Here is a 26,036-nt window from a genome sequence, read left to right on the forward strand (position 1 = left end):
TCGCCAGTTGGCAGGTCGCATCAATCGACTTGACCAATGGCCAACCTGTCAGTGATGTGTCCGAACAAGCGTCAGCTATGTCTCCGGTCTAAACAGAAGGCGGGCAATCCAGTATTCCAGTGACGGCACCGCGATACGGAGGAGCCGCGGCGTACTGGATACCCCGCTTTCGCGGGGTATGACGGCAGAGTTGGGGGATGCATTGTTGCCCATCGGGCAAAACGATGCCGAGAGAGTAGCGCCCACTCCGTATGCGGAGAGGGGCAACCCTAATATGAAATCTTCGGGGGCAGCTTTTTCGCCTTGGCGATGATGTCGCCGACCGACTTCTCCGAGGGCAGGATGCGGAGCAGCTTTTTCTTCTCGTTGGCGTCCCGCATGCTCTGGGCGAGCCTTGCCGGATTTCGGTAGGCGAGCTCGCGCACGGTGGTGACGCCGGCAGCGCGGACCAGGCCGACCTTGGCCCTGCCCATGCCGGGAATGCGCATGTAGTCGGAGACGTTGGCCCATTCCAGCAGCAACTGCTCGCTGATGCCGGTCTTGGCGGAGAGCGCCTTGCGGCCCTTTACGGTCGAGGCCGCCTCGAGCAGCGCATCGGTGGTGCGGATACCGTGCGCCTTCAACTTGTTGGCGGCAAAGGCCGACAGGCCCTCAATCTCGGAGATCGGATATGTCATGATACTCGATGTGAAATGCGCAGGCGTCAGGCGAACTGGCTGAGGCCCGGGGTCCCCGCGATGATCTTGCCCATCTGATCCGCTCCGATTTTGTCTCGGCCGAAGCGAAAAAGTTCACGGGCGACGTTCTGAATCTCGGACATGCCGAGTCCCATGCCCATCAGGCGCGTGCCGACCGCCATCAGGCCGCCGCCCATCAGCCGCGACAGTCCTCCGCCGCTGCGGGATGCCTCGATTGCCGCTTCTGCACCTGGAATCTGGTCGATGAGTACCTGGACGCTGTCGGAAGGACCCTCGTTGCGGAGGAAGCCCAGAATAATGCCGACGGTCTTTTCAGCGACAGCACTATCTATGCTGGCGTTTGTCGCCAGCCGCCCGATTAGCTCGTCCATATGGCCGCCCCTCAGCCGGTTCACATGCCGGAGTATTGCTTTCGAAAATGATCTTGAGCCGGTGTGATGTGAAATACAAGCGATGAACGCCACCAACGTTCCGATTCAGTCTCGAACGCGCGAGAAGTGTTGCAGCGATGCAAGAGCGGAGATGAAATCGGCAAAAAAATGCCGCGGTGCGAATGCGTCGTTCCTACTTTCGGCGGATGTCACCCGCATGTTTCCGACGATGTCGCATGCCCGAGCGCGTTGAATGGTTTCAATCAGCGCGCGATATGCGTTAAACTACGGAACTGGTGCATTCGAGTTTCGATATGCGAAACAGGGCAGAGAGATCAGGGAATAATGACCGCACAGGACAGCAAGCTCGGTGATACCGACGACAAGATCTTCGTCGGTAAAGGAAACGAGCAGGCATGGCTGACGTTGGCATTCGCCAATCGCCATGGCCTCGTCACGGGTGCAACCGGAACCGGCAAGACGGTCTCGCTGCAAGTGATGGCGGAAGGATTTGCGCGCGCCGGTGTTCCGGTCTTCGCGGCCGATATCAAGGGCGACCTCTCGGGCATCTCGGAGGTCGGCGAAGCCAAAGATTTCATCGTCAAGCGCGCCACCGAGATGGGACTGACGTTCGAGCCCGACCAGTTCTCGACGGTGTTCTGGGACGTGTTCGGCGAGCAGGGCCACCCGGTGCGGGCGACCGTCACTGAAATGGGCCCGCTGCTGCTCGCACGTATGCTCGACCTGAACGACGTGCAGGAAGGCGTGCTCAACGTCGCCTTCCGCGTCGCCGACGACAACGGGCTGACGCTGATCGACATGAAGGATCTGCGCGCGCTGCTCGATGCCATCGTGCCCGATGCCGGCAAGAAGGGGGCGGATGCCGAGGAGAGTCCGCTTGCCGAGATCAAGAAGGCGGCGCAGGGTTTTGGCAACGTCACCAAGGCCACGGTCGGCACCATCCAGCGCCAGCTTCTGGTGCTGGAGAACCAGGGCGCCACCAAATTCTTCGGCGAACCGGCGCTGACGCTGAAAGATTTCATGAAGACCGACCGCGACGGCCGCGGCATGGTCAACATCCTCGTCGCCGACAAGCTGCTGCAGAGCCCACGGCTTTACGCGACATTCCTGCTGTGGATGCTGTCGGAATTGTTCGAGGAGCTGCCCGAGGCCGGTGACCTGCCCAAGCCGAAGCTGGTCTTCTTCTTTGACGAGGCGCATCTGTTGTTCAACGACGCGCCTAAGGCGCTGATGGACAAGATCGAGCAGGTGGTGCGCCTGATCCGCTCCAAAGGCGTCGGCGTCTATTTCGTGACGCAAAACCCGGTCGACGTACCCGACCGCGTGCTCGGACAATTGGGCAACCGGGTGCAGCACGCGCTCCGCGCCTTCACTCCGCGCGACCAGAAGGCGGTCGCCGCCGCGGCCCAGACCTTCCGTCCCAACCCGAAGCTCGACACCGCCCAGGTGATCATGGAGCTCGGCAAGGGCGAGGCGCTGGTGTCCTTTCTCGAAGGCAACGGCACGCCGGCGATGGTCGAGCGGGTGATGATCCGGCCGCCATCGGCCCGGATCGGACCGATCACGTCCGAAGAGCGCAAGGCGATCATGGATGCAAGCCCGGTGAAGGGCAAATACGATACCGCCGTCGATGCAGAGTCCGCCTACGAGATGATCCAGAAGCGCATTGCCGGCACGGCTGCGACTGCGGATGCTTCGGCGGGCGGCGGAGGCGGCGGCATCCTCGGCCAGATCGGCTCGATCGTCGGCACCATCTTTGGCACCAACGTCAAGCGCGGCCGCCTGTCGACGGGCCAGGTCATCGCGCGCGACATGACCCGATCGGTCACCAATCAGGTGATCGGGGGGATGGCCGCCAATATCGGCAAGTCGGTCGCCGGCCAGCTTGGTGGCTCGATCGGCCGCACGCTGGTCCGCGGCGCGCTCGGCGGCTTGCTGCGCAGGTAGGCAGAAAGCCTCGTTTGAGGCAATTCCTCCGCAAACCCGCCGCTTGTGCGCGGTGGGTACAAATTCGGGTGATCAGGACTCTCCAAGCGTCCGTCGGTCTGCTAGGTGCTATGGCCCCTGACTGGACCACACCGTGACCTCACCTGAATCTTTCGTTCGACCCGGCACATTCCGAAGACTGTCGCTACGTGCGCCGCTCGACCTGCTCTTCCTGCTCTGCTGCTTCATCCTGGCTGCCGATGTCCTTGGTCCCGAGATCTTCGGGCACGGCAAAACCAAGGACTACGGCCTGTGGTACTGGGCCGGGCAGCAGGTCTTGAAGGGTGGGCCGCTCTATCCCGGCGACATCCACCAGTACTTCGAGTTCATCTACCCACCGCTGCCGGCGATCCTGCTGGCAGTCCCGAGCTGGTTCGGCAAGATCGCGCTCTACAGCGTGCTGTCGGTCCTGAATATTGCGGCGTGGTGGTACACCGGGATGCTCTCCAATGCCATGACCGGTTCGGGCCGCACGCCTGGCCCCTGGCTGGAGGCACTACCAGCTGCCGTGACCGTGACCTTCGTGTTTGACATGTTCGATCTTGGACAGCCGAACCTCGTCCTGCTGGCGATCATGCTCTACGGCTTCTGGAGCTTGCAGCATCAGCGCTCCTGGCTCGCAGGCTTCATGTTCGCGCTCGCCACCGCCATCAAGGTGTTTCCCATTGCGGTGCTGCCCTATCTGGTCTGGCGGCGAAAGTGGGGAGCCGCCGTCGCTACGGTCGCCTTCACCGGGATACTTCTCTACATCGTGCCGGCTCCCATTCGCGGCTTCGAGCGCAACGCCGCCGAGGTCAAGACCTGGTATCAGGGCATGGTCGGGTCGAGCTCGGAAAAAGGATTTGGCCAGCGCGACGAGCAGAACTGGTCGTGGGTGAACCAGTCACTCATTGCTGTCACGCACCGGCTGGTCCGGCCAATCAACTACAATCAGGAGGATCCCAACAAGCCGCCGCGCACGATGAATGTCATCGACGTCGATTACAGGACGGCGAACTGGATCGTGCTGGCGCTGTCGGCGTTGCTCGGACTCGGCTTCGTCGCGGTCATGCCAGGGCAAGCGCGGCGTACGGCGCGCTCGGACGCCGAGGAGCTCGGCATCCTGTTCTGCCTGATGACGGTGGCATCGCCGCTGGCGCGACAATACTATTTCATGTGGCTGTTCTTCCCGATGACGGTGCTGATGCATCGTGCCGCCTTCGACGAGCGGGCGAACGTACGCCTGGGAACCTGGCTCGCCCTTGGCGCCGCCGGCATCCTCATGCTGCTGGCGCTGCCGTGGTTTCCCAATGTCTTCCAGGCCTGGGGCAATAACCTCGTCGCCACGGCGATCCTCGCAGCTAGTCTCGCATGGCACATCCGGCATCCGCCGGTTGCGGCTGGCCCCGACGCCGCGGCAGCGCTAAAAGCCGATAGTTCTTGAGAAGACATCTTTGAGTCCCGACGTCTTGGGATTCGAACGCAGGGAATACGACCAATGGCAAATGCGCAGCTTCAATCCGTGCTCGACCACATCGACAAGGAGTTCGACAACAGCCTGGAGCGTCTGTTCTCGCTGTTGCGGATCAAGTCGATCTCCGCCGATCCGGCCTTCGCGGCCGATTGCAAGGCGGCGGCCGAGCATCTTGCCAGGGACATCGCGAGCCTCGGCGTTGCGACTGAAGTGAGGCCGACCGCCGGCCATCCCGCGGTCGTCGGCAAGAGCGTCGCGGGCGGCCGGCCGCATGTGCTGTTCTACGGCCACTATGATGTGCAGCCGGTCGATCCGCTCGAACTCTGGCACCGTCCGCCATTCGAGCCTGTTGTCACCGACCATGCCGACGGCCGCAAGATCATCGTGGCGCGCGGCGCCGAGGACGACAAGGGCCAGGTCATGACCTTCGTCGAGGCCTGCCGCGCCTGGAAGAAAGTGACGGGGTCACTGCCGATCGACGTCACGTTCCTGATCGAAGGCGAGGAAGAAGTCGGCTCGAAGAACTTCGTGCCCTTCATCGAAGCCAACAAGGACGAGTTTAGGGCGGACTACGTGCTGGTCTGCGACACCGGCATGTGGGACCGCAACACGCCGGCGATCACGACCTCGCTGCGCGGTCTGCTCTATGAGGAGCTCAAGATCACCGCCGCCAATCGCGACCTGCATTCCGGCGTGTTCGGCGGCAGCGCGATGAACCCGATCCGGGTGCTGACCAAAATTCTCGGCGGGCTGTTCGACGACGACAATCGCATCACCATTCCGGGCTTCTACGATGGGGTAAAGGACACGCCGCCGGACATTCTCGCGCAGTGGAAGAAGCTCGACTTCACGCCGGACACGTTCCTCAAGCCCGTTGGGCTATCGATACCGGCCGGCGAGAAGGGCAGGCTCCTGGTCGAGCAGGCTTCCACGCGTCCGACCTGCGACGTCAACGGCATCTGGGGCGGCTATATCGGCGAAGGCTCAAAGACGGTGATCCCGTCGCATGCATCGGCCAAGGTCTCGTTCCGGCTGGTCGAAGGGCAGGATCCGCAAAAGATCCGCAAGGCTTTCCGTGAGTACGTGACGGCGCGCATTCCGGGAGACTGCAAGGTCGAGTTCGGCGATCACTCTGCCGGGCCTGCGATTGCGCTCGACTGGAACATGAAGCCGCTCGCCGCGGCCAAAACCGCGCTGACCGAGGAATGGGGCAAGGAGACCGTGCTGATGGGCTCGGGCGCCTCGATCCCGATCGTCGCCGACTTCAAGCGCGCGCTGGGGTTGGATTCGCTGCTCGTCGGTTTCGGCCTCGACGACGACAACATCCACTCGCCGAACGAGAAGTACGACCTCCGCAGCTTCCAGAAAGGCATCCGTTCCTGGGCGCGCATCCTCGCGGCGCTGGCGGAGGTGAAGTAGGGCGCTCTTTATCCTCGTCGTTGTGAGTGCGTAGGGCGGGCAAAGGCGCAAAGCGCCGTGCCCACCATCTGTCCCGGATCGCGATCGGCAATGGTGGGCACGCTTCGCTTTGCCCACCCTACGAGACCTTACAAATAAAAACGCCGCCCGGAATTGGGCGGCGTTTCATTCCAAAAGGCGTAGAGGTTCGTTGAACGCTACCCTACACCAAATCTCGAAAATTTCAAGACCGGTAGCCCGGCAGCTCGCGGTCCAGCTTGCGCAGCAGTGGCGGCCACACCAGGTTGGTGGCGCGCAACTCGGCGCGGTCGCGGTTGGCGAGCAGCTCGGTATTCTTGTCGATCGCGACATCGTCGACCGGATAGACCGGCGTGCCCAGCGCGCGCGTACGTACCTGCATCGAGCAGGCGCGCTCAAGGTGATACATGCGCTCGAAGGCCGAAGCCACCGAACGGCCGACCGTCATCGTGCCGTGGTTGCGCAGCAGCATGTGGTTGTGGTCGCCGAGGTCCTTCTGCAGCCGCGGCCGTTCGTCGTGGTCGAGCGCGATGCCTTCGTAGTCGTGATAGGCGAGGTCGTGGGTGACGAGCTGGGCGGTCTGGTTCAGCGGCAGCAGGCCTTCGGCGCTGCTCGATACCGCGGTGCCGTCGAGGGTGTGGAGATGCAGCACGCACATGGCGTCCTCGCGCACCTCGTGGATCGCCGAGTGGATGGTGAAGCCGGCGGGGTTGATGCTGTACTCGCTCTCGGAGAGCTGGTTGCCGTGCAGATCGACCTTGACCAGGCTCGACGCCGTGATCTCGTCGAACATCAGCCCGTAGGGGTTGATGAGGAAATGATGGTCAGGGCCGGGCACGCGCGCGGAGATATGGGTGTCGACCAAATCGTCCCAGCCGTAGAGCGAGACGAGACGATAGCATGCGGCGAGATTGATCCGTTGCTGCCACTCGGCCTCCGTCATGTTCGACGGCACTTCCTTCAGGCGCGCTTCCGCTGGCGACATGGTTGATCTCTCCGAACATCGTTGTTGCGGGGAGGGAGCGTAGTCCTGCCGCGAGCTGCCAGCAAGGCACGCAAAGCGCGGCAGTCCAGCGTAGCCCGCATGAGCGAAGCGACATGCGGGGCTGCCTGATAGGCCCCGGATGTCGTTGCGCTCATCCGGGCTACGGTCCGGAGGAATTTATTACGGCGCCGGGATCGAGAGCAGGCTCGAAATGCTGCTGCCGCGGATGTCGTAGACGCGGGCGAATACCACGTCGTCGCGCTTGATCTCGACCAGCACGGGCGCGGTGAGGCCCTTGCAGTAGAACTCGCCGAGCGTCATGGCGAAATCGGCGGCATTGGAATCCCAGCCGATGGTGAAGTCGGGCCCGAGCGCGACCTGGGCGGGGCGCTGCGGACCGCACACCGCGACCTTCCATTTGCGGTTTCGCGGCGGCACTTCCTGGCGTTCGACCAGCTGCTCGCGCAATTCGTCCGAGGCCTGCTTCAGCGCCAGACCCCAATAATCCAGCATGAAGCGGTCGTCGGCGCCGCGCACGGTGCCGGCGATGTGGTTGAAGTGGGTGTATTGATAGGGATGCAGGCGGATCATCTCGGCGAGCGAGAGCGCCAAGCCAAAGCAGAAGGTGGCGAGCACGACCGGCTGCCAGGTGCGGTGATTGGCGCGCAGGCGCTCCATGGCCCAGCCAAAGGCAACGCCGCCGAGCACCGCCATCGGCGGGATCACGAAGACGAAATGGCGGATGCCGTTGTACAGCGCCGGCCGCTTCACCATTGCGATCGCCAGCGGCAGCGTCGCGGCGAGCGTGAGCATCAGGAGAATGGCCTTGCGGCGGGCGGGAACCTCGCGGCGCGGCAGCAGTGCGAAGGTGCCGATCACGGCGCCGAACATCAGCACCAGCATCACCTCGGGCAACTGAAGCGCGAACAGCGTCGGCAGATAGGACCAGGGCATGTCGGGCACGGAAACGATCGCGCCGTCGAACATCTCCTTCCAGGGTTTCTCGAAGAAGTGCGAGAAGTAGGTCAGCGCCTCGAAGGGATTGCCGGGCTCCATGATCGACCACGGCCAGATCAGCCCCATCACGATGTAGCCGAGCACGAGGCCGGGCAACAGCACGTAGACGACATAAGCGAAGCGTCGGACCGATTCACGCAGGCCCTCGGTGCGCAGTTCCTCCAGGAACAGCGGCATGAAGCCGATCACGGCATAGACCAGCGCAAGGCCGCCGAGGATGCGGGTGCCGAGCGAGAGGCCGGCGCCAAGGCCGACGATCAGGATCGTGCGCGGCGACGGCTGCGGATATTCCTCGGCAAGGCGGACGAGGCCCAGCATCAGGATGATCATGGCCACCGCGAAGGGCGCATCCTTCGGGTTCATGAACATGTGGCCGTAGAAGATCGGGCAGAGCGCGAGCAGCAAGAGTGAGGCAAGTCCCGCAAGGGGACCACCGACACGGCGGCCAAGCCGCCACGTCACCGCAAGTCCGATCACGCCGACTACGGCGCCGAGCAGCCGGCGCGTCTCGAACAGCTCGAGCGGAATCACCTTGTGCAGGAGGGCCGCGACCATGTCGAAGCCGCCGCCATACATGTAGAGGTTGGCAAAGGAGAGGGCCGCGGTGTCCTTGAAACCGGAACCGAACATGCGCAGCAGCAGATCGGCGTATTCGGCGTGGGTGTAGTCGTCCCAGCCGAGCCCGTAGTCGCGGAAGGTCAAGCCTGCAATGACGGCGACCGCAGCCAGCACCAGCATGGCGAGATCGTCGCAAGTCCGTTCAACCGAGCGCCGCAGGGGCGTGTCGATCGCCGAAGTCGTGATGGATGTCATGGCTATTGGTGACCCGGAATCCCCTCTTGGCCCTGCTGGTGCGCGCGGGCCTGCTCCCCGGAATCCCTATAGCGCAGTTCCATTAGCAAGTAATTGGGCATTATGGCTAATTCCTGATGCGACGCAGCAAATCCGGCCAAACTTGAGAGCGGCCTAAAGTAGCGAGCCGTAGCTGAAGGGAATGTGAATAAGTCCCTGATTTCCTTTCCTTAAGGAACGCAGGTTATAATTCGACGTTGGCGTGGAACACCGGATGACGGTATCGTGGCGTGACGAGGGTCGCGTGTGGCTGCGCGGCCAGGGGTGAGTTCGATGGCGTTGGCATTGTTGATCGCGGGGATTTTCGCCGTTTTGGCGGGCCTCCTTGCGATCCTGTTCGGCTTCACCGTCAGGGAATTCAGTCTCGGCAGTACCCTCCTAATCGCCGGTACCATCGGCGTCTGCTCCGGAATGTTACTGGCCGGCCTCTACGTCGTGGTCGCGGAATTGAAGGGCATGGCCCGCCGGCTGGCTGGATCCATCGCACCGTCCGACGTTCGGGTCAGGCCCGTGCTGCCGGGTCTCGGGATGGCTGGAACGCCTGGCCCCGCGCCTGAGCCGGGCGCAGAGAAGATCGAGCCGGCGCCGCCATTGCCGGCCGCAGGACCGCCGCCCTGGCAGAACGAAGCAGCCGCGCGCGAGCGTCCGCGCGCCGAGCCTCCGCCACCGCCGGAAGCTCCGAGCCCGCCTGAGGTTCCGGAACCGCCGCGCCGCCGCAACCTGATGTTCGCATCGACCTCCCGCAAGGAGCGCGAGCGCGCGGAGGCGAAGACCGGCGAGGTGCTGCCGCATGCCGAGCTGTCGGCGGATACTGCCTCCCCGGAGACGCCGCCTGCGAGCTTTGACGACGCCTGGCCAAAGCCGGACCGTATGAGGCCTGCCGAGGCGCCGGCCGCCTCGCGGCGTCCGTCACCGCGCTCGCCGTCGACCTTCGCGGAGACTGCTCCGCCGCCCGCACCGGAGCCGGCGGCCGCGGCCGAACAGGCGCCCGTGACCGTGCTCAAATCCGGCATCGTCGACGGCATGGCCTATTCGCTCTACTCCGATGGCTCGATCGAAGCCCAGATGCCGGAAGGGATGATGCGCTTTGCCTCGATCGACGAGCTGCGCTCCCACCTCGACCAGCGTGGGGCTTGAGAGAGCTGGCGCAGGCAAGTAAAGCGCTGGCGTTCTTGTTGCTTCGTCAGTAAATCAGCCCATATTCCTCAGTCATTCCATTCAGTCGAACGTATTGTTGACACGGAATACTCTGACGTCGTCTCTCCCGTGAGACGCAAGGTGGAGAAAGGCGGGGCCGATGTCGGATGCCGGGGCTAAGAATTTCATTGAGCTGACGGCGGGCATCGTGTCGGCCTATCTCAGCAACAACCCGACGCCTGCAACTGAGATTCCGAACCTGATCAGCCAGGTGCATGGCGCGCTTGTGCGCGTTTCATCGGGTCGCACCGAGACGGTGCCGCTCGAGCCCGCGAAGCCGGCGGTCTCGCTGAAGAAGTCGATCGCGCCTGATTATCTGGTCTGTCTGGAAGACGGCAAGCGCTTCAAGTCGCTGAAGCGCCATCTGCACACCCGGTACAACATGACGCCGGAGCAATATCGCGAGAAATGGGGCCTGCCGGCCGACTATCCCATGGTCGCGCCGAACTATGCAGTGGCCCGCTCACAGCTTGCGAAGCAGATGGGACTGGGACAGCAGCAGCGCAAGCGGAAGTAGGATTTCTACGACGCTTCCGCGAGCGCTTCTTTCGCGTCGGTCTTGATGCGCTCGACCATCGAGCGCAGGCCGTTGGAACGCTGCGGCGTCAGATGGTCGCGAAAACCGAACTCGTCGAATACGGCAATGGCGTCGGTCGCAAGAATCTCCTGAGGCGTGCGGCCGGAGTAAAGCGACAGCACGATCGCGACCAGCCCGCGCACGATGTGGGCGTCACTGTCGCCGCGATATGTCAGGACCGGCGGCCCGCCATCGCGACGATCGATCAGCTTCTGAAGCCAGACCTGGCTGACGCAGCCATTCACCTTGTTCTCGGCCGAATGCTCGGCCTCGGACATCGGTTCCAGGGTGCGGCCGAGCTCGATGACGTACCGATAGCGGTCGTCCCATTCGTCCAGAATCTCGAAATTATCCCTGATTTCGTCGATCGTCGTCATGCTGGCCCAAGTTCCCGTTCAGGCCAATATAGGGACGCAAAGCGCCGAAATCGATAGGGTTTGGGCGCTAATTCGCCGTCGCGGGCGCCGGGCCGCGCCATTCCAGCGCGAGGTCGTCCTGGGACAGGGTGTCGCGCGGCGCCTCGCTGGTTGCGGTATCGCCTTCGCCGGCCAGCGCGATCGAGCCGGTGTGGTCGGGGGTCTTCTTGTCGGGCTTCTCGAGCTGCTCTTTCTTGTCGTTGATGATCTGGTAGATCTTCTTCGCGCCGTCCTGCGCGCGCTGGCCGATGATGGTCGCGGCCTGTCCGCCGACCTCGCACGCCGCCGGCTGGCGCTTGCAGAACTGGGTCATGTCGGAAACAGCCGCGGTCGCAGCCTGCACCGCGTCGGCAGCGCCGATCTGCGGCAGCTTGTCCGATTCGGGCGTCTTGTCTCGCGGCAGGAGCACCAGCACCAGCCCGAGCCAGAATGTGATGCGAAGCAGAAAGCGCATCTTGCGACCTGTATGTTAGATCCCGCCGCGGCGATCTCCACGGATGTCGGGCCTAGCAACTCTCGATAAATCGCAAGTGATTGCCTTCCGCTTAATTCGCGGAAAATTGACTCAAGAATCTTTGCAATCGACCGTGTCGTAAATTTTCGATTGACGACCACGCCCGTGATTCTGCCGCCACGCCCGTCCACCATTTCGAAACCATGCGGATCACGGTGAAACCCTGTGTTCACCATCCCCGCTGATGACGTCGTCAAATCGTCTAAAAAGCCCTGCGATGACGCGGTGTCTGGCGGCGCGCCGCGCTGCCTTAGTGTTCGTTTAAGGTCGCTCTGACACGGTGGCTCAACGATAAGGAGGCGTTCCGGCGCGTCTTCCCGACGAATGAGCCGAAGCGCGAGACCCGTGACAGTTTTGAGTATCATCCGCGATTGTCTCGATGCGCTGCTGCATCCCTCCGCGCGTTACGACGCGCTGACGCGAGCGCGCCATCGTGCCTTCATGGCCCCGCGGCTGCTCGGCAGCCTGGCCGCCTTTGCCGCATTCCCGGTCTATCTCGCCATGCGCGGCGCGCCGAGCGCGATCGAGGTCGCGGCCTTCGCCTGGCTGATTGCGCCGATCCTGTTGTCCTGGTTCCTGTCGCGCACCGGCCGTTACGAAGGCGCGCATGTGCTGTCGTCGCTGGCGCTGTCGGGCCTGATCATGGCGGTGGCGGTGACGACCGGCGGCATCGAATCGTTCGCCGCGATCTGGCTGGTCGTGGTTCCCCTCGAAGCTGCGCTGTCGGCCTCGCGCCGCGTCGCGGCCTTTGCCTCGCTGCTGGCGCTGTCCTGCGCCGGCATTCTCATCCTCGTCAGCCAGCTCGGCTGGCTGTCGATTGGCGACACCAGCGCTGCGGAACGCGGCGTGCTGATGGCGTTCGGCGTCGCCTCGGCGACGCTCTATGCGGCAGGTCTGGCCTTCGGTGCGGAATCGCTCGCGCGCACCAGCGTTGCGCTGCTGTCGCGTGAGGAAGAGCGTTACCGTCTCCTGGCGCGGAATATGAGCGACGTCATCTCGCGGCATCAGCGCAACGGCGCGGTGCAGTTCATTTCACCGGCGGTGGAAGCCATGCTCGGTGTGCCCGTCGCGCAACTGCTCGGCCACGGCCTGTTCGATCGCGTCCATGTCGCCGATCGCCCGGCGTATCTGACGGCGCTGTCCGATGCCGCGCGCGGCGAGGTGCGCAGCGTCGAGTTCCGGTTGCGCCGGGAGCGTGCCGGCTCGGAGCGCGGCCAGGTTGATTTCATCTGGGTCGAGATGCGCTGCCGCCCGCTCGATCAGGATATGGGCCGTGATACCACGCGCGAGGCCGATGTTGTCGCCGTGATGCGCGATGTCACCGACCGCAAGCTCGGAGAGCAGGCGTTCGATCAGGCGCGCAGCGCTGCAGAGGCGGCCGACGCCGCCAAGACGCGCTTCCTTGCCACCATGAGCCATGAGCTGCGCACGCCGCTCAACGCCATCATCGGCTTCTCCGAGATGATCACGCAGGAGCAGACCTTGATGCTGGGCGCAGCCCAGCGGAGGGAATACGCCCAGCTCATCAACGATTCCGGCAAGCATCTGCTCTCGGTCGTCAACGGCATCCTGGACATGTCCAAGATGGAATCGGGTAATTTCGAGATGGCGTCGGAACCGTTCGCGCCGCGTGCATCATTGATGCACTGCTGCAATCTGCTGGCGCTGAAGGCGCGGGAGAACGGCGTCGATCTCGTCACCGATGCGCCGCAGGACCTGCCTGTGATGACCGGCGATCCGCGCGCTTTCAAGCAGATCGTGCTCAACCTCGTCGCCAACGCCGTCAAGTTCACCGAGCGCGGCGGTCAGGTCACTGTAACAGCGGCGGTCTCGGGCTCGCAGCTTGCGCTACGCGTCAGCGACACCGGAATCGGCATCGCACCTGACGATCTCAAGCGCATCGGCGCGCCATTCTTCCAGGCCGGAAAAACCTATCAGCGTCGTCACGAAGGCACCGGCCTCGGACTTTCGATCGTCAAGAGCCTGGTGGCGTTGCATCTCGGCGAATTGACGGTACAAAGCAGGCTCGGCGAGGGAACTGCCGTCACCGTCAAGCTGCCGCTCGTCTACACGCCGCAGGCCAAAACTTCTGATACCAAGATTTCTGAGGCCAAGATGTCCGACAGCAAGGCGAGCGAGAGCAAGATCGCGACCTTGACGCCGGTGCTGCGCCAGGAACTTCAGCACCAGGAACTGCAGGACCATCCTCACGACCAAGTTCAGGACCAACCCGCTCTGGTGAAGAAAAGTGCCTAAGAAGTCTGCCAAGGACCAAGCCGCGCCGCGCCGCCGTGGCGCCAAGGTCGCAGTCATCGATGTCGAGACCGAGCGCAATCTCGTGCTGCGCGTGCTGCTGCATAGCCCCAAGGATACGCTCGCCGGTTTCGTCGCCGTGGCCGCTATCGGCGCGATCGTTGCCAACGCGCTGTTCCTCCAGACCGGGCGGCATCCGGCGCCGATGTTCGGCACCGTGATCAATCTTCCCGCGCCCTCGTCCCTGCCGCTGTCGAACCCCTTGCCCCGTTCGCGTCCGGTCGGGGCCGATACCTCGCCGCTCGAGCCGAGAGCGACGGAGTTTCGTGCCGAGCCCAGACCTGCCGAGCCCAGACCTGCGGACAAGCCGCCGGAGAGGCCTGTCGAGGCGACCGCATCGACGCCGCGCTCAGGCGATCCCATGACCAATCTGGTCAAGCAAACGATTTCGGCGCCGCCCTCCGTTGCGCGTCCGCCGGCGCCGATCCCCGTGCAGCAGAGCGCGGCGGCGCGGCGCATCGCCGGCGTGCAGCGCGCGCTGTCCGAATATGGCTACGGGAACTTGAAGATCACGGGCGCGATGGGTGGCGAGACCCAGTCCGCGATCCAGAAATTCGAGCGCGAGCACAAGATGCAGGTCACCGGCCAGCTGTCCGACCGCCTGCTCCGCGAGCTCGGCGCCGCGATCGGCCACCCCGTCGAATAGTCGTTGCTGTTGTGCGAAGGCTGGTGCTGATTGCAGCGCTGTCCTATCGTGGCCACCATGCGTTTGAAATCGAACATCTGGGTCTCAGCCTATCTGCGCCGGTGCCAGACCGAGGGCGTGTACGGCGCGGTGCGTCGTCGCGGTGCGGAGGAGGCGGGTGCGGTGTTCGTGAAGATCTCGCTGCTTGACGGCAATGCGATGCTCTATGTGCCGGCGCCGCAGACCTCTTATGACGACGGCCGGCCGGTCGATCGCTTCTTCGTGCCGTTTGCGCCGCAGCCGATGCCGGAGCCCGCGGTGGAGGAGCGCCTGACCAAAGAGATCCGCTTCGATTCCGACATCTGGATCGTCGAGACCGAAGACCGCGCCGGGCGGCATTTCCTCGAATTGGCGAAGACCTAACGATCCGATCCGTCAGTCCCCGTCCGCACCGCGGGCGCGGAGCCGGGCTGCACGCCCGGGCGTGTCTGGCTTGCGCCCGCACGCGCGCGCTGGCGCTCGCTGTCATGCAGCGACGGCTGGTACTTTGCGCGGGTGACGGCGAGCGTCGAGCCGCGCCAGGCGGCCAGCATCACCAGCGCCGCGCGGTCGCTGAGGCGATCGTAAAGACGCGACAGCCGGTACACGTCGGTCACGGAGTTGCCGATCTCCGGCTTGAAGAACAGCAGGATGCGCTGGAACACCGGGCTCGGCATGTCGAGCGCGCGCGCGGCGACCGCGAGCGCTTCGCCGCTTGCATCGTCGACGATCTGGGCTGCGACGCGCGAGGGCAGGATCAGGCTGTCGCCGAGCTCGAAGGCGAAATTCTCGACATCGCCCGCGATCGCCGCCATCTCGAGGATCTGGATTGCGCGCTTGGCGCGCACGGTCGGAATCCGCGGCGCGGCCTTCAGCGGGGTCTCCGCCAGATTGTGCAGGATCAGCGCGCGCTCGGAGGCGCCGGCGCGGAAGAACATGTCGTAGATATCGGCCGCGTCCTTTGGCTGCATCGCCATGTTCGAGGCCATGCGCAGCTCGGCGTCGGTTGGCGTGCGAACCGGCAAGGGGGCAGGAGGGGGGGCAGAGGCGGGCGCCTGGATTTCGCGCGCGAGCGGAACCCTGCGGCCCTCCTGCGCGGCTGACAGTCCGAGCTTCTGCATGATCGGGGCGGGCGTCGACGGATAGATCGCAAGCCGGGCCTTGACCGCTGCGCGCGTCGCGTCGTCGACCTGGTCGATCAGTCGTGTGGCGAGCTCGACGAACTGGCGCTGCTCGTCGTCGCTATGGGTGCTCGACTGGACATAGAGGTCGGTCAGCACGCGCAGCAGTGTCGGACGAACATCGACGCCTTCGCGACGGGAGAGGGTCATCAGCCCGTCGAATCCTGGAAACAACGACTTGGTCATGGAGAGATACGCGACCTGGAAGAGATACTCGCCGCCAGCCTATCGCGGGCTCCTTTAAAGGCTCGTTAAGGAAAACGAGGCGTGAAGCCGAACGCTTGCTTTGAAGCGTTCTCGTGCCGCAACGGGACGGCGGGTCGCGCCCGTGCGGTTACGGTCCCGCCGGCACGTTTACACCCCGTTAACCATGAACTGATCTTAATGAATGCATGTTGCAGAGGCGCGCCGGGTCGCGCGGCAATTGAAGAGAGCTGATATGGGGACCATCATCGAATTTCCGGCCGGTCGCCGGGTGAGCGCGTCGGGGGACGTGGCTCCGCGCGCGGACATGGGCACGATTTTGATCCTTCCCGTGATCCGCATCGAGCGCGAGAGCGACGAGCCAAGCGGCGATCACGGGCCGGAGCAGGGCACAGCGCCGGGGCGCCGTCGTCGTCGCCGTTAGCCTTCGGCCTTTGCAATGCCGGAGAACCTCCGCCAGATCCGGCCCGTCGTAACGGCCATCATGCTCGCACTGCTGGGTGCGACGCTTGCCGCCTGTAGCGGCGGCGATTTCGGCCGCACCCGCGCCGACATGCGCAGCGACGACATGCATCGCTGGCTGGGCGCGGAAGTCACCTCCAGCGTTGGCCTGAAGCCATCCCAATTCCAGCTCACCGACGAGGAGCGCCAGCTTCGCGACCTCGCCTATCCCCTGATAGAGCCGCCATTGTCGCGGCCCGCCTGGAAGAGCGTGTTCGGCGACTACAAGGCGCTGCCCTCGCCCTGGCGGCAAAAGATCGTGTTCGACCGCACCATGTACGGTCGCACGCTGATCGACGAGCCGCACCGTTCGCATTCTTCGCGCTATACGCAGCTGATGGAGGACGTGCGCAACGACATCACCCGCTTCGAGCCGTTCTTCGCCTCCGCGATCCGCGTCATCGACCTCGACAAGAAGCGCAATGCCAGCATGGCGCGTGTCTCTTCCCTCTCGCCGCAGGAGAAAGAGGACGCGATCGAGCGCATGCAGGAGAATTCGCTGATCATCCAGTGGGTGCAGCAGTGCCTCGAGCAGCGCGTCTCGTCCTATCGCTGGGGTCTGGAGCGGCTGGTGATCCAGGCGCCCGACGGCATGGCCGCCGATGCCGACCGCCTCATCGGCGAGCTCGCCGCCCAGACCGCCAACCCGCCGGTCGCGGCCCAGCCGCCCTACGGCCGCGCGGTCGTCTCCAAGGGCTGATCGTTTCAAGGGTTGATCATTTTACGGCAGTGCGCCGGCGCTTGATTGCGTCGGTCTAGCGCGCTGCTTCAGCAGGTTTCCGACAAAATCCTTCAGCGCATCGTGCGCCCGTCAGCGCTGTCCGTCGTGCACGGAGATCGCGGAAGCCGCGAGGCCCCCGATGCGCGCGTGAGGCCGGCCGCCGGTGGCCATCACGAGCCCGAAGGCGATCTCGTCGCGCCGTGGTGAATCCCACAGCGTCATCTCCGCGGTGCCGAAATGGCTGCGGACATAGGCGGCGTGAATGTGCCCGAGCGGAACCATGAGCCGCGTGCCCGGACCGCCGATGGTCTTCGCCGCCGGAACGATCGCCTTGGGCTGACCGAGCACCTCGCGCATGCCCTGGCCGCCGGCCTCGTGCCAGACCGCACCGTGCTCGAGCTCGCCGTCCTCGCCGATGATGATGCCCTTGCCATAGGCTTCGATCTGCGCGGCACCGCCGAGCTGCGCGATCAGCCGTGTTGCGAGTTCTCGCCCGAGCTCGCGCAAGGATGCCTGAAACGGCATCAGGTCGGGTTCGAAGCGGCCCGCGAAGGGATTGCGGATGACCGCAATGGCCGTCCCGACCAGCAGCGGCATCTCCAGCCGGGGACCGCGTTCGTGCCAGATGGTCTCGACGCTGAGCGCGGTCTTGCGGATGTCATGGGACATGTCTTGAACCACCTCTTGGGAGGACATGCGCTGGCTCTATGCTTCATCGACGACGGGATTGCGCAGCACGCCGATGTTCTCGACCTCGACCTCGACCACGTCGCCGGGCTTGAGGAAGACCGGCGGCTTGCGGGTGAAGCCGACGCCGGCCGGCGTGCCGGTGGCAATGACGTCGCCGGGGACGAGGTCGAAGATGGTCGAGCTGTACTCGATCAGCCGCGGGATCGAGAAGATCAGCATCGAGGTGTCGGAGGATTGCACCACCGCACCGTTGACGCGCGTCTCGAGCTTCAATTTGGTGGGATCGCCGATCTCGTCCGGCGTGACCAGCCAGGGACCGAACGGGCCGGTGCCGACGAAGTTCTTGCCGGAGGCGATCTGCTGGGCGTGACGCTGCCAGTCACGCACGCTGACGTCGTTGTAGATCGAGTAGCCCGCCACGTGATCCCAGGCGTCGGCCTGGCTGATGTGACGGCCACCCTTGCCGATGACGACGGCCAGCTCGCCCTCCCAGTCGAAATTGTCCGAGACCTTTGGCCGGACTACCGGCGCGTTGTGCGCGACCTGGGAGCGCCAGACCCGGAGGAAGATCGGCGGAAACTCCGTGATCTCACGCTTCATCCCGAACGCCACGGCTTCATTGTGGTGGTCGAGATAATTGCGCACGGCGCAGACGATCTTCTCCGGACGCGGGATCACCGGCAGATATTTGACGTCACTGAGCGCCATCGTGGGCTTGTGCCCGGCGACGATGGCCTCGCGCCGCGCATAATCATCGCTGCCGAGGAAGTCCGCGAGAACAGGGTATTGGGGCAGGGCGCGGCCGAGATCCACGACGCCATTTTCGACAACGGCGCCCCAGCTTTCCCGATTTCCGTCCAGAAATGACAGTAGTTTCATGGTCCCGCCCCAAAGGTTGGCATTTTCGATCTTGCTCATTATTTTCGAAAATGTGGTGAAACGCAAGCCCACGGTGATAAAAAGCGTGCCGCCTATTCGGTGTCGAGCAGGTGCCCGGCGTAGGTCGCGACGTTGTCAGCCGTGGTGCGGATATGCGTCTCGATCAGCTGCACCGCGAGATCCGGATTGCGCGAGATCGCGGCCTGCATGATCGCCTGGTGCTCGCCGGCCTTGTCGCGCGGACGCGGCCGGAAATTGGCCGACAGATGCCGATAGCGCTCGGCGCGATCGAACAGATCGCCGCGAATGGCGAGGAGTGTCGCGGAGCCGCAGGCGGACACCAGGGCCTGGTGGAATTGGCGGTGGGCGATCTTCCATTCGGGATCGCGCAGCGGATGTTCGGGATCGCGCTGCTCGATTCGCTTCAATCTATGCAGTGTCGAGATGACGGCGATTTCCCAATCGTCGTCGCCCCGCTCGATCGCGCGGCGGATCAATTCCACCTCGATCAACACCCGCGCATCGGTGACCTCCACCAGATCCTGGCGGCTGACCGGCGCCACGCGAAACCCGCGCTGCTCCTGCGCGTCGACCAAGCCTTCGGCGGTAAGCGCCGTCAGTGCCTCGCGCAGCGTCGTGAAACTGACGCCGAATCGTTCGCGCAGGACGTCGAACCGTAGCGGTTCGCCCGGCGCCAGGCCGCAGGCAATGATCTCCTCGCGCAGCCGATGGGTGATGTCGGCGGCAACGGTCTTGCCGAATTCCTTGCGGGGGCGAATGGCGCTTTCGGACATGGTTTCTGTCATTGAATCGATGGCTCAACATGCCGCGCCAACGACCATCTTGCAATAATTTTCGTAAACGGTATGATTTTCGAAAATATGGCTTGGGAGGCGTGTGACATCATGAGAGCGGTGCTGGTGCGTCAGCCGGGTGGGCCGGATGCACTCGAACTGGTCGAGCTTCCGGTGCCTATGCCCGGACCCGGCCAGGTGCAGATCCGCGCCGAAGCATTCGGGGTGGGGCAGCCCGATGTGCTGATCCGGCGTGGCGTCTACAAATGGATGCCGCCGCTGCCGGCTAATCCCGGCAACGACGTCGCCGGCCGCATTGCCGCGCTCGGGTCTGGCGTCGAGGGGTTTGCGGTCGGCCAGAAGGTGCTGCTGAGCGCACGCGACCTGTCGCAGCGCGGCGGCTGCTACGCCGACTATGTGGTCGCGCCCGCCGACGCCATTCATGCGCTGCCCGACAATGTCGATCTGCAAGCGGCCGTGTGCCTGTCGAACTACCAGGTCGCCTACGCGCTGCTGCACGAGTGCCGCCATCCGCGCGCACCGGCGAGCGTGCTGGTGATCGGGGCGGCGGGTGGTGTCGGCACTGCGCTGGTGCAGCTCGCCAAGCTCGCGCAGATGAAAGTCATCGGCACGGTCTCCACCGAAGAGAAGGCCGCATTTGCGCGGGGCAACGGGGCCGATCATGTCATCTACTACCGCCGCGAAGACGTGGTGGCGCGGACCCGCGAGCTGACCAATGGCGAGGGCGTTGGCCTCGTGCTCGATCACGTCTGTGGGCCCGAGTTCACCGGCTATCTCGGCGCGCTCGGCAAATGGGGGACGCTGCTGTCGTACAACGCCTTCGCCGGATTGCCGGAGGAAAACCTGATGGCGGCGATGCGCGACCATCTCGACATCTGCCCGGCGATACGCTGCTTCTCATTCCACATCTACGACCACGATCGCGACGAGCGTCGCGCGCTCATGCGCAACGTGATCGACGCGCTGAGCCGCAATGCGATCAAGCCGGCGATCTCGGCGGTCCTGAAACTCGACGAGGTCAGGCAGGCCCACACGCTGCTCGAGCAGGGCTCGGCGCTCGGCAAGATCATCATGACGCCATGAGGGGGTGGATTGCACGATGACGACACAAGCACCCATTGCACGCTTCACCCGGCTGCGGCACGCGAGCTTTGCCTCGCCCGATCCCGAGCGGTTGCTCGACTATTACCGCGCCGTGATCGGTCTTGGCCTCGTCGGCCGCGACGGCAACCGCATCTTCCTCGCCAACGATGCCGAGCAGCTTTCGCTGGTGATCGAACCCGGCGACGCGGCGTTGACGAGCATCGCCTTCGAGATATCGCCTGATGTCCAGATCGAGGCGCTCGGCGCCGCGCTGAAGCAGGCCGATCTGCGGCCCGAACTTCAGAGCGATCCCCTGCCTGGCGTTTCCAGGCTGCTGTCGTTCAGCGATCCCGAAGGCACGCGCTTCGAGTTGATCCAGGGCTGGACGCCGACGCCCGCGCAGGAGCGGATCGCTGCGCTTGCCGTCACCAAGCTCGGCCATGTCGCCCTTCGCACGCCCGATCCGCGCGCCGCCTCGGAGTTCTACGCGAACATGATGGGCCTGCGGGTCTCCGACTGGATCGAGGACCGCTTCGTCTTCATGCGCAGCGGCTATGAACATCACACGCTGAACTTCGCGCGCGCGCCCGGCCGCGGCCTGCATCATGTCGCGTTCGAGCTGCGGGGGCCGACCCACATGCAGCAGGCGTGCGACCATCTCGCCCGACATAAGCTCCCGGTGCTCTGGGGACCGGTACGTCACGGCCCCGGCCACAACACGGCGATCTATCACCGCAATCCCGACGGGCATCTGGTCGAGCTGTTCTTCGACCTCGACCGCATGACCGACGAGGAGCTCGGCTATTTCGAGCCGCGTCCCTGGCATCGCGATCGACCGCAGCGGCCAAAAGTCTGGGTCGGTCTGCCGCGCGACGTTTGGGGCATGCCGCCATCGCCTGAATGCACGGAGTTCGCCCGCTAGCGGATTCAAACTCGACTTGAAGAACGCCGCCTCGCTGCGGCCAACGATAGAACAATCAAAAGGGAGGACGCATCCATGCGAAGGATGAAGCGGCTTGCTGCGGCGATTTTTCTGTTTGGCGGTTTTTTAGCAATCACTTCGGCGTCGGCGGACAATTATCCGTCGCGCCCGATCCGGCTGCTGCATGGATTTGCCGCCGGCGGCGCGGCCGACACGCTGTCGCGCATCATCGCCGACGGGCTCTCGAAGAAGCTCGGACAACCGATCATCGTCGAGGCCAAGCCCGGTGCCGGCGGCAACATCGCCGCGGATGCCATCGCGAAAGCGGCGCCCGACGGCTACACGCTCGGGCTCGTCACCGGCGCCCACGCGATTTCCGCGGCGACCTACAAGAGCCTCGCCTACCAGCCGGCCGAGAGCTTCGAGATGATCTCGACGCTGGTCTATTACGCGCTCGTCATTGCCGTGCGTAGCGATTATCCGGCAAAATCGCTGGGCGAGCTCGTCGCCATGGCAAAGCAGAAGCCGGGCGCGCTCTCCTTCGGATCGGTCGGTTTCGGCAGCACGCATCATCTGGCAGGAGAGCTGTTGAACGCAGCCGCCGGCGTCGAGATCGTGCACGTGCCCTATCGCGGCGATTCTCAAGCGGTCACCGCGCTGCTCGGCGGAGAGGTTCCGGTGATCGTCGGCACCCCGGTCCTGCTCGCCGCGCAGATCCAGGGCGGTGCGATCCGCGGCCTGGCGGTGACCTCGCCGACGCGCACCGCATTGCTGCCCGACGTGCCGACGGTTCAGGAAGCCGGGATCAAGGGATATGACGTGCGCACCTGGGCCGGCCTGCTGGCGCCGAAGGGAACGCCGACTGCCATCATGGCCGCACTCAATGCGGCGACGTTGGACGCTCTTAGGGATCCCGACCTCAAGCAACGTCTGGAGACCGCCGTCGGCGGCGAGGTTCGCGGCAGCTCGCCGCAGGAGATGAAGACGCTGATCGAGACCGAGATCAGCAAATGGACCGGCGTGGTGGAGCGGGCGAAGATCCCGAAGATCTGACGATCGAAAGTATAGAAGTGAACATAGTGCCGCGCGCGGGAACAGGATTGCCGCGCCGGCTCACATTGGTCGACGACCGGCTTGAATGTCGGGCTGCGGCGTGCGTCATTGATCGCTCGGGAGGTGAGCGTGGCCGCCAGAGCAATCAGGCATTCGATGCGGGCGTTGATCGTTGCGGCTTGCCTGGTTGCGGCTGCCCAGTCCGTGGCTCAGGAAGACAAGAAAACCGACGACGACAAGCCTGCCGATCCCGACACCGGCGAGAGCACGGTCGCGGAGAAAACGCTCGGGCTGCTGCCGAACCCCTGGCAAAAGTACGGGGTGAAGTTTGCGGCCACCTATATCGGCGAGGTGCTCGGAAATCCGACCGGCGGTCTGAAGAAAGGTGCGGTCTACGAAGGCAGGCTCAATCTCGCCGTCGATCTGGATTTCGAAAAGCTCGTCGGCATCGACAAGCTGACCTTTCACGCCAACATGTTTCAGATCCACGGCGACGGCCTCTCGCGCTCGAATCTGCAGAATTTCTTCGTCGTCAGCGGGATCGAAGCGTTGCCCTCGACGCGACTCTACGAGGCCTATTTCGAGAAGCAATGGGGCGACAAGAAACTATCGCTCAAGCTCGGACAGCTGGCGGCCGACAGCGAGTTCTTCAATACCAAGTACACGGATGTTTTCACCAACGCCTCGATGGGCTGGCCGGCAATCACGTCGCTTGCTTTGCCAAGCGGCGGGCCGTCGCCGCCTTTGGCGGCCATGGGCGCGCGCCTCCTGTGGAACGTGACAGAGCAGTTGTCCATCCTTGGCGCGATTTTCGACGGCGACCAGGCCGGTCCCGGTCCCGGCGATCCGCAGGAGCGTAACCGGTATGGCGTCAATTTCCGGGTCAACGATCCGCCGCTTCTGCTCGGCCAGGTTCAATATGCCTGGAACAACAGGAAGGGTGACCCGAACTTGACCGGCCAGTTCAAGGTCGGTGGCTGGCGTCATTTCGGATCGTTCGGGGATCAGCGCTTCGCATCCAACGGCGTCTCGCTGGCCGCGCCAACGAGCAGCGGGGAACCACGGCTCTTGTCGGGCGATATTGGAGCCTGGGCGGTCTTCGAGCAGCAGATTTATCGGGTGCCGAACAGCGACGATCGGGGCATCGGCATTTTCGCACGCGTGTCGGGCGCGCCGGCTGACCGTAATCTGGTCGATGTCTATGCAGATGGCGGCGTCGAGCTGATCGGGCTTAGCAATGCGCGCCCCGACGACAAGTTCGGCATTGCCGCCGGATATGCGCATGTCTCAAAGCGGGCCCAGACGCTCGACGCCGATTATGCCAGGTTGGTCGACCCGCGCTGGCCGGTGCGAAGCTTCGAGGGGCTGCTCACGGCCGTCTATCAATACCAGATCAAGGATGGCTGGACCGTTCAGCCGAACTTTCAATACATCGTCCATCCCGGTGGCGGCGCGACGGCTCCGGCGAGTCCGCTGCCGGGAAGGGCATTGCGAAATGCCTCGGTTTTCGGATTGCGCACGACCCTGAAATTTTAAGTCGAGGCAAACGCGAGCGAGGCCATGTCGGCAATCATCGCGCTTCGACCACCTCGCCATCCTCCTTCACGAACCGGCCGACGGGGTTGTCCAGGAGATCGATGACGGCTTCCGAGGGACGACACAGGCGTGTGCCCTTGGGCGTCACCACGATCGGACGGTTGATCAGGATGGGATGCGCGAGCATCTGGTCGATCAGCTCGTCGTCGGACCATTTGGGGTCGTCGAGGCCGAGCTCCTTGTAGGGCGTGCCTTTCTCGCGCAGCAGCGCGCGAGCGGAGATGCCCAGGGCCTTGATGAGCTCGACAAGCGTTTGGCGGGATGGTGGCGTCTTCAGATATTCGATCACGACGGGTTCGACGCCGCTCTGCCGGATCATCGCCAACGTGTTGCGCGAGGTGCCGCAGGCGGGGTTGTGATAGATCGTGACGCTCATGAGGTAGTCTCCGCGATTGGGATGGGGCCTTGCGCCTGGGGCCGTCCGAGCAACCAATTCATCAACAGCATGCCGGCAAAGGCTCCGCACAGCTCCGCGAGAATGAATCCGGGCAGGTCGGTGGGACGTATGCCCGAGAACGTGTTTGTCAGCGACCTTGCGATGGCCACTGCCGGATTGGCGAATGAGGTCGAAGCCGTGAACCAATAGGCCGCCGTGATGTACAGGCCGACCAGCCAGGGGACGGCAGTCCGCTGAAACCGGATGCCGGCCAGGATTGTGACGACCAGACCGAAAGCAGCGACGGCTTCGGCGAACCATTGCGGTCCTCCGGTTCGCATTTTCGTCGAGAGATCGATCAGCGGCAGTCCGAACATCAGATGCGCCGCCATAGTTCCCGCAATGCCGCCGGCGATCTGCGCCGCCACATAAAGTCCAGCCTCGTTAACCGGCAGCTCGCGCCTGCCGGTGAAGACCAGCGTGACCGCCGGATTGAAGTGCGCGCCGGAGATCGGGCCCAACACCGTGATCAGGACAACCAGAATGGCTCCCGTCGGCAGCGCGTTGCAGAGAAGCGCAAGCGCGACATCCTTGGTCAAGGATTCCGCCATAATGCCGGAGCCGACCACCGTGGCGACGAGAATGCCCGTACCGAGCGCCTCGGCCGCGAGGCGGCGCGGAAGATCGAATTGATCAGGCACGGCTTCGCTCCTTGCGTCTTGGCTTGCAGCAGGCTTGCAGGGTTTCGACGACCGGCTCGCAAACTTCCGGCCGCCCGCCGCAGCAATCCCGCAGCAGGAAGACCGCGACGTTCCGGAATTCGGTGAGGTTGGCGCGGTAGACGATCGAACGGCTGTGCCGCTCCGAGGTGACGAGGCGCGCGCGCGTCAGGATCGACAAATGCGCCGAGAGCGTGTTCTGAGGGACCTCCAACAGCCGTGCGAGATCGCCCGCAGCGAGACCATCAGGCTCGTGCCTGACCAGTGCGCGGAAGGCCTCCAGACGGGTCGACTGGGCCAGGGCGGCGAGCGCGAGGACAGCTTCTTCCGTTTCCATATATCCAGATTTATGGAAGTAATTGAAGCGCGTCAATCCGGAATTCCCCCTGGGCGACCCAGCCCGTATTTCGAACATTCCAGAAATATGGTTTGACAGTTTGGCATCCGCCGGCACATCGTGGCACGCATGAAGATCGATGACGCAGCAGCACGCCTTGAAGCCCTGGGCAACCGGACGCGACTCCAGATTTATCGTGCCCTGGTCCGGGCCGGACACTCCGGCATGCCCGTCGGTCGGTTGCAGGACAAGCTGAAGATCCCGGCATCGACGCTGTCGCATCACATCAAGACCCTGGTCTCGGTCGGGCTCGTCAGTCAGGTCCGGGAATCGACCACGCTGATCTGCCACGCAAACTTCGACGCGATGCGGGGTCTGGTCGATTTCCTGGCGGCGGAGTGCTGCGCAGACGAAGTCGGATGCAAGACGACGCAAACCGCGGCGTGATCCTTTTTGGC

The 26,036-nt window shown here is 64.0% G+C and carries 28 protein-coding genes; 15 read left to right on the forward strand and 13 right to left on the reverse strand.

Going from position 1 to position 26,036, the window contains the following annotated elements; genetic code table 11:
* Window positions 1–269: 269 nt before the first annotated feature.
* Together ABIB80_RS11650 and ABIB80_RS11655 are read right to left on the reverse strand one after the other, a co-directional pair.
* The gene (locus ABIB80_RS11650; protein ID WP_007593543.1) at window positions 270–677 is read right to left on the reverse strand and encodes a DUF4332 domain-containing protein; all 408 of its coding nucleotides are present in this window, start codon (window positions 675–677) and stop codon (window positions 270–272) included.
* 26 nt (window positions 678–703) lie between these two features.
* Window positions 704–1,069 carry a hypothetical protein gene (locus tag ABIB80_RS11655; protein WP_007593542.1) on the reverse strand — a complete coding sequence of 122 codons (366 nt, stop codon included), beginning with the start codon at window positions 1,067–1,069 and terminating at the stop codon, window positions 704–706.
* A gap of 345 nt (window positions 1,070–1,414) precedes the next feature.
* Between ABIB80_RS11655 and ABIB80_RS11660 the strand changes: the two genes are divergently transcribed.
* The 3 genes from ABIB80_RS11660 (at window position 1,415) to ABIB80_RS11670 (ending at window position 5,948) form a co-directional block, all read left to right on the forward strand.
* Window positions 1,415–3,037: a helicase HerA-like domain-containing protein gene (locus ABIB80_RS11660; RefSeq protein ID WP_007593540.1), complete on the forward strand. Its 1,623-nt coding sequence runs from the start codon at window positions 1,415–1,417 to the stop codon at window positions 3,035–3,037.
* A 133-nt stretch (window positions 3,038–3,170) separates the two neighbouring features.
* Entirely contained in the window at window positions 3,171–4,499 is a 1,329-nt protein-coding gene (locus ABIB80_RS11665; RefSeq protein ID WP_354127448.1) for a glycosyltransferase family 87 protein, read from the forward strand.
* Window positions 4,500–4,553: 54 nt separating this feature from the next.
* Complete coding sequence (locus tag ABIB80_RS11670; protein WP_219684872.1) at window positions 4,554–5,948, forward strand: M20/M25/M40 family metallo-hydrolase; 1,395 nt, start codon at window positions 4,554–4,556, stop codon at window positions 5,946–5,948.
* Between the two features lie 223 nt (window positions 5,949–6,171).
* Here ABIB80_RS11670 and ABIB80_RS11675 read toward each other — a convergent pair whose 3' ends face one another.
* Window positions 6,172–6,951: a class II aldolase/adducin family protein gene (locus tag ABIB80_RS11675; RefSeq protein WP_354127449.1), complete on the reverse strand. Its 780-nt coding sequence runs from the start codon at window positions 6,949–6,951 to the stop codon at window positions 6,172–6,174.
* Between the two features lie 180 nt (window positions 6,952–7,131).
* Window positions 7,132–8,781: a glycosyltransferase family 39 protein gene (locus ABIB80_RS11680; protein ID WP_354127450.1), complete on the reverse strand. Its 1,650-nt coding sequence runs from the start codon at window positions 8,779–8,781 to the stop codon at window positions 7,132–7,134.
* A 312-nt stretch (window positions 8,782–9,093) separates the two neighbouring features.
* Between ABIB80_RS11680 and ABIB80_RS11685 the strand changes: the two genes are divergently transcribed.
* Both ABIB80_RS11685 and ABIB80_RS11690 read left to right on the forward strand, forming a co-directional pair.
* Complete coding sequence (locus ABIB80_RS11685) at window positions 9,094–9,957, forward strand: DUF308 domain-containing protein (RefSeq protein WP_354127451.1); 864 nt, start codon at window positions 9,094–9,096, stop codon at window positions 9,955–9,957.
* 160 nt (window positions 9,958–10,117) lie between these two features.
* A complete protein-coding gene (locus ABIB80_RS11690) occupies window positions 10,118–10,534 on the forward strand; it encodes a Ros/MucR family transcriptional regulator (protein ID WP_007593528.1) in 417 nt (138 codons plus the stop codon).
* A 5-nt stretch (window positions 10,535–10,539) separates the two neighbouring features.
* On the opposite strand, the gene ABIB80_RS11695 is transcribed toward ABIB80_RS11690, so the two are convergent.
* Together ABIB80_RS11695 and ABIB80_RS11700 are read right to left on the reverse strand one after the other, a co-directional pair.
* Window positions 10,540–10,971, reverse strand: a complete 432-nt coding sequence (locus tag ABIB80_RS11695) for a SufE family protein (protein ID WP_007593527.1) — start codon at window positions 10,969–10,971, stop codon at window positions 10,540–10,542.
* A 67-nt stretch (window positions 10,972–11,038) separates the two neighbouring features.
* Complete coding sequence (locus ABIB80_RS11700; RefSeq protein ID WP_007593526.1) at window positions 11,039–11,464, reverse strand: DUF5330 domain-containing protein; 426 nt, start codon at window positions 11,462–11,464, stop codon at window positions 11,039–11,041.
* A gap of 384 nt (window positions 11,465–11,848) precedes the next feature.
* Between ABIB80_RS11700 and ABIB80_RS11705 the strand changes: the two genes are divergently transcribed.
* Genes ABIB80_RS11705 through ABIB80_RS11715 form a run of 3 tightly spaced genes read left to right on the forward strand, consistent with a single transcriptional unit; the run spans window position 11,849 to window position 14,885 of the window.
* A complete protein-coding gene (locus ABIB80_RS11705) occupies window positions 11,849–13,780 on the forward strand; it encodes a PAS domain-containing sensor histidine kinase (RefSeq protein ID WP_088940909.1) in 1,932 nt (643 codons plus the stop codon).
* Entirely contained in the window at window positions 13,773–14,483 is a 711-nt protein-coding gene (locus ABIB80_RS11710; protein WP_007593524.1) for a peptidoglycan-binding domain-containing protein, read from the forward strand. The genes ABIB80_RS11705 and ABIB80_RS11710 overlap by 8 nt, the downstream gene beginning before the upstream one ends.
* A 57-nt stretch (window positions 14,484–14,540) precedes the next feature.
* The gene (locus ABIB80_RS11715) at window positions 14,541–14,885 is read left to right on the forward strand and encodes a DUF1491 family protein (protein WP_007593522.1); all 345 of its coding nucleotides are present in this window, start codon (window positions 14,541–14,543) and stop codon (window positions 14,883–14,885) included.
* Here the strand turns inward: ABIB80_RS11715 and ABIB80_RS11720 are convergent.
* A complete protein-coding gene (locus ABIB80_RS11720) occupies window positions 14,882–15,868 on the reverse strand; it encodes a DUF2336 domain-containing protein (RefSeq protein ID WP_007593514.1) in 987 nt (328 codons plus the stop codon). The two genes, ABIB80_RS11715 and ABIB80_RS11720, sit on opposite strands and share 4 nt — an antisense overlap.
* Window positions 15,869–16,121: 253 nt before the next feature.
* Here ABIB80_RS11720 and ABIB80_RS11725 point away from each other — a divergent pair, with 253 nt between their 5' ends.
* Window positions 16,122–16,310, forward strand: a complete 189-nt coding sequence (locus tag ABIB80_RS11725) for a hypothetical protein (protein WP_007593508.1) — start codon at window positions 16,122–16,124, stop codon at window positions 16,308–16,310.
* A gap of 15 nt (window positions 16,311–16,325) precedes the next feature.
* Window positions 16,326–17,087: a hypothetical protein gene (locus tag ABIB80_RS11730; protein ID WP_354127452.1), complete on the forward strand. Its 762-nt coding sequence runs from the start codon at window positions 16,326–16,328 to the stop codon at window positions 17,085–17,087.
* A gap of 111 nt (window positions 17,088–17,198) precedes the next feature.
* On the opposite strand, the gene ABIB80_RS11735 is transcribed toward ABIB80_RS11730, so the two are convergent.
* The 3 genes from ABIB80_RS11735 to ABIB80_RS11745 form a co-directional block, all read right to left on the reverse strand.
* Window positions 17,199–17,777 (reverse strand): amino acid synthesis family protein, encoded by a 579-nt coding sequence (locus ABIB80_RS11735; protein ID WP_354127453.1) that lies wholly within the window; start codon window positions 17,775–17,777, stop codon window positions 17,199–17,201.
* 36 nt (window positions 17,778–17,813) lie between these two features.
* The gene (locus ABIB80_RS11740; RefSeq protein ID WP_219684864.1) at window positions 17,814–18,677 is read right to left on the reverse strand and encodes a fumarylacetoacetate hydrolase family protein; all 864 of its coding nucleotides are present in this window, start codon (window positions 18,675–18,677) and stop codon (window positions 17,814–17,816) included.
* 92 nt (window positions 18,678–18,769) lie between these two features.
* Window positions 18,770–19,471, reverse strand: coding sequence for a GntR family transcriptional regulator (locus tag ABIB80_RS11745; RefSeq protein WP_035995051.1), 702 nt, complete (start codon window positions 19,469–19,471; stop codon window positions 18,770–18,772).
* 111 nt (window positions 19,472–19,582) lie between these two features.
* Here ABIB80_RS11745 and ABIB80_RS11750 point away from each other — a divergent pair, with 111 nt between their 5' ends.
* The 4 genes from ABIB80_RS11750 to ABIB80_RS11765 all read left to right on the forward strand — a co-directional run bounded on the left by ABIB80_RS11750 (window position 19,583) and on the right by ABIB80_RS11765 (window position 24,086).
* On the forward strand, window positions 19,583–20,575 hold the full coding sequence (locus tag ABIB80_RS11750) for a zinc-dependent alcohol dehydrogenase family protein (RefSeq protein ID WP_354127454.1): 993 nt from the start codon (window positions 19,583–19,585) through the stop codon (window positions 20,573–20,575).
* Between the two features lie 16 nt (window positions 20,576–20,591).
* Window positions 20,592–21,497 carry a VOC family protein gene (locus ABIB80_RS11755; RefSeq protein ID WP_354127455.1) on the forward strand — a complete coding sequence of 302 codons (906 nt, stop codon included), beginning with the start codon at window positions 20,592–20,594 and terminating at the stop codon, window positions 21,495–21,497.
* A gap of 75 nt (window positions 21,498–21,572) precedes the next feature.
* Complete coding sequence (locus ABIB80_RS11760) at window positions 21,573–22,550, forward strand: tripartite tricarboxylate transporter substrate binding protein (protein ID WP_219684860.1); 978 nt, start codon at window positions 21,573–21,575, stop codon at window positions 22,548–22,550.
* A gap of 129 nt (window positions 22,551–22,679) precedes the next feature.
* A complete protein-coding gene (locus tag ABIB80_RS11765) occupies window positions 22,680–24,086 on the forward strand; it encodes a carbohydrate porin (protein WP_376707532.1) in 1,407 nt (468 codons plus the stop codon).
* Window positions 24,087–24,120: 34 nt separating this feature from the next.
* Here ABIB80_RS11765 and arsC read toward each other — a convergent pair whose 3' ends face one another.
* The 3 genes from arsC to ABIB80_RS11780 are packed head-to-tail and all read right to left on the reverse strand — an operon-like array spanning window position 24,121 to window position 25,578.
* Entirely contained in the window at window positions 24,121–24,522 is a 402-nt protein-coding gene (gene arsC / locus ABIB80_RS11770) for an arsenate reductase (glutaredoxin) (protein ID WP_007593493.1), read from the reverse strand.
* The gene (locus ABIB80_RS11775) at window positions 24,519–25,223 is read right to left on the reverse strand and encodes an aquaporin (RefSeq protein ID WP_354127456.1); all 705 of its coding nucleotides are present in this window, start codon (window positions 25,221–25,223) and stop codon (window positions 24,519–24,521) included. Before ABIB80_RS11775 ends, arsC begins: the two co-directional genes overlap by 4 nt.
* Window positions 25,216–25,578, reverse strand: a complete 363-nt coding sequence (locus ABIB80_RS11780; protein ID WP_354127457.1) for an ArsR/SmtB family transcription factor — start codon at window positions 25,576–25,578, stop codon at window positions 25,216–25,218. The genes ABIB80_RS11775 and ABIB80_RS11780 overlap by 8 nt, the downstream gene beginning before the upstream one ends.
* Window positions 25,579–25,707: 129 nt before the next feature.
* Between ABIB80_RS11780 and ABIB80_RS11785 the strand changes: the two genes are divergently transcribed.
* Window positions 25,708–26,025, forward strand: a complete 318-nt coding sequence (locus ABIB80_RS11785) for an ArsR/SmtB family transcription factor (protein WP_007593490.1) — start codon at window positions 25,708–25,710, stop codon at window positions 26,023–26,025.
* The last annotated feature ends 11 nt before the right edge of the window (window positions 26,026–26,036 follow it).

The organism is Bradyrhizobium sp. i1.15.2 (assembly GCF_040548425.1).
In the GTDB taxonomy this organism is placed as follows: Bacteria; Pseudomonadota; Alphaproteobacteria; order Rhizobiales; family Xanthobacteraceae; genus Bradyrhizobium; species Bradyrhizobium canariense.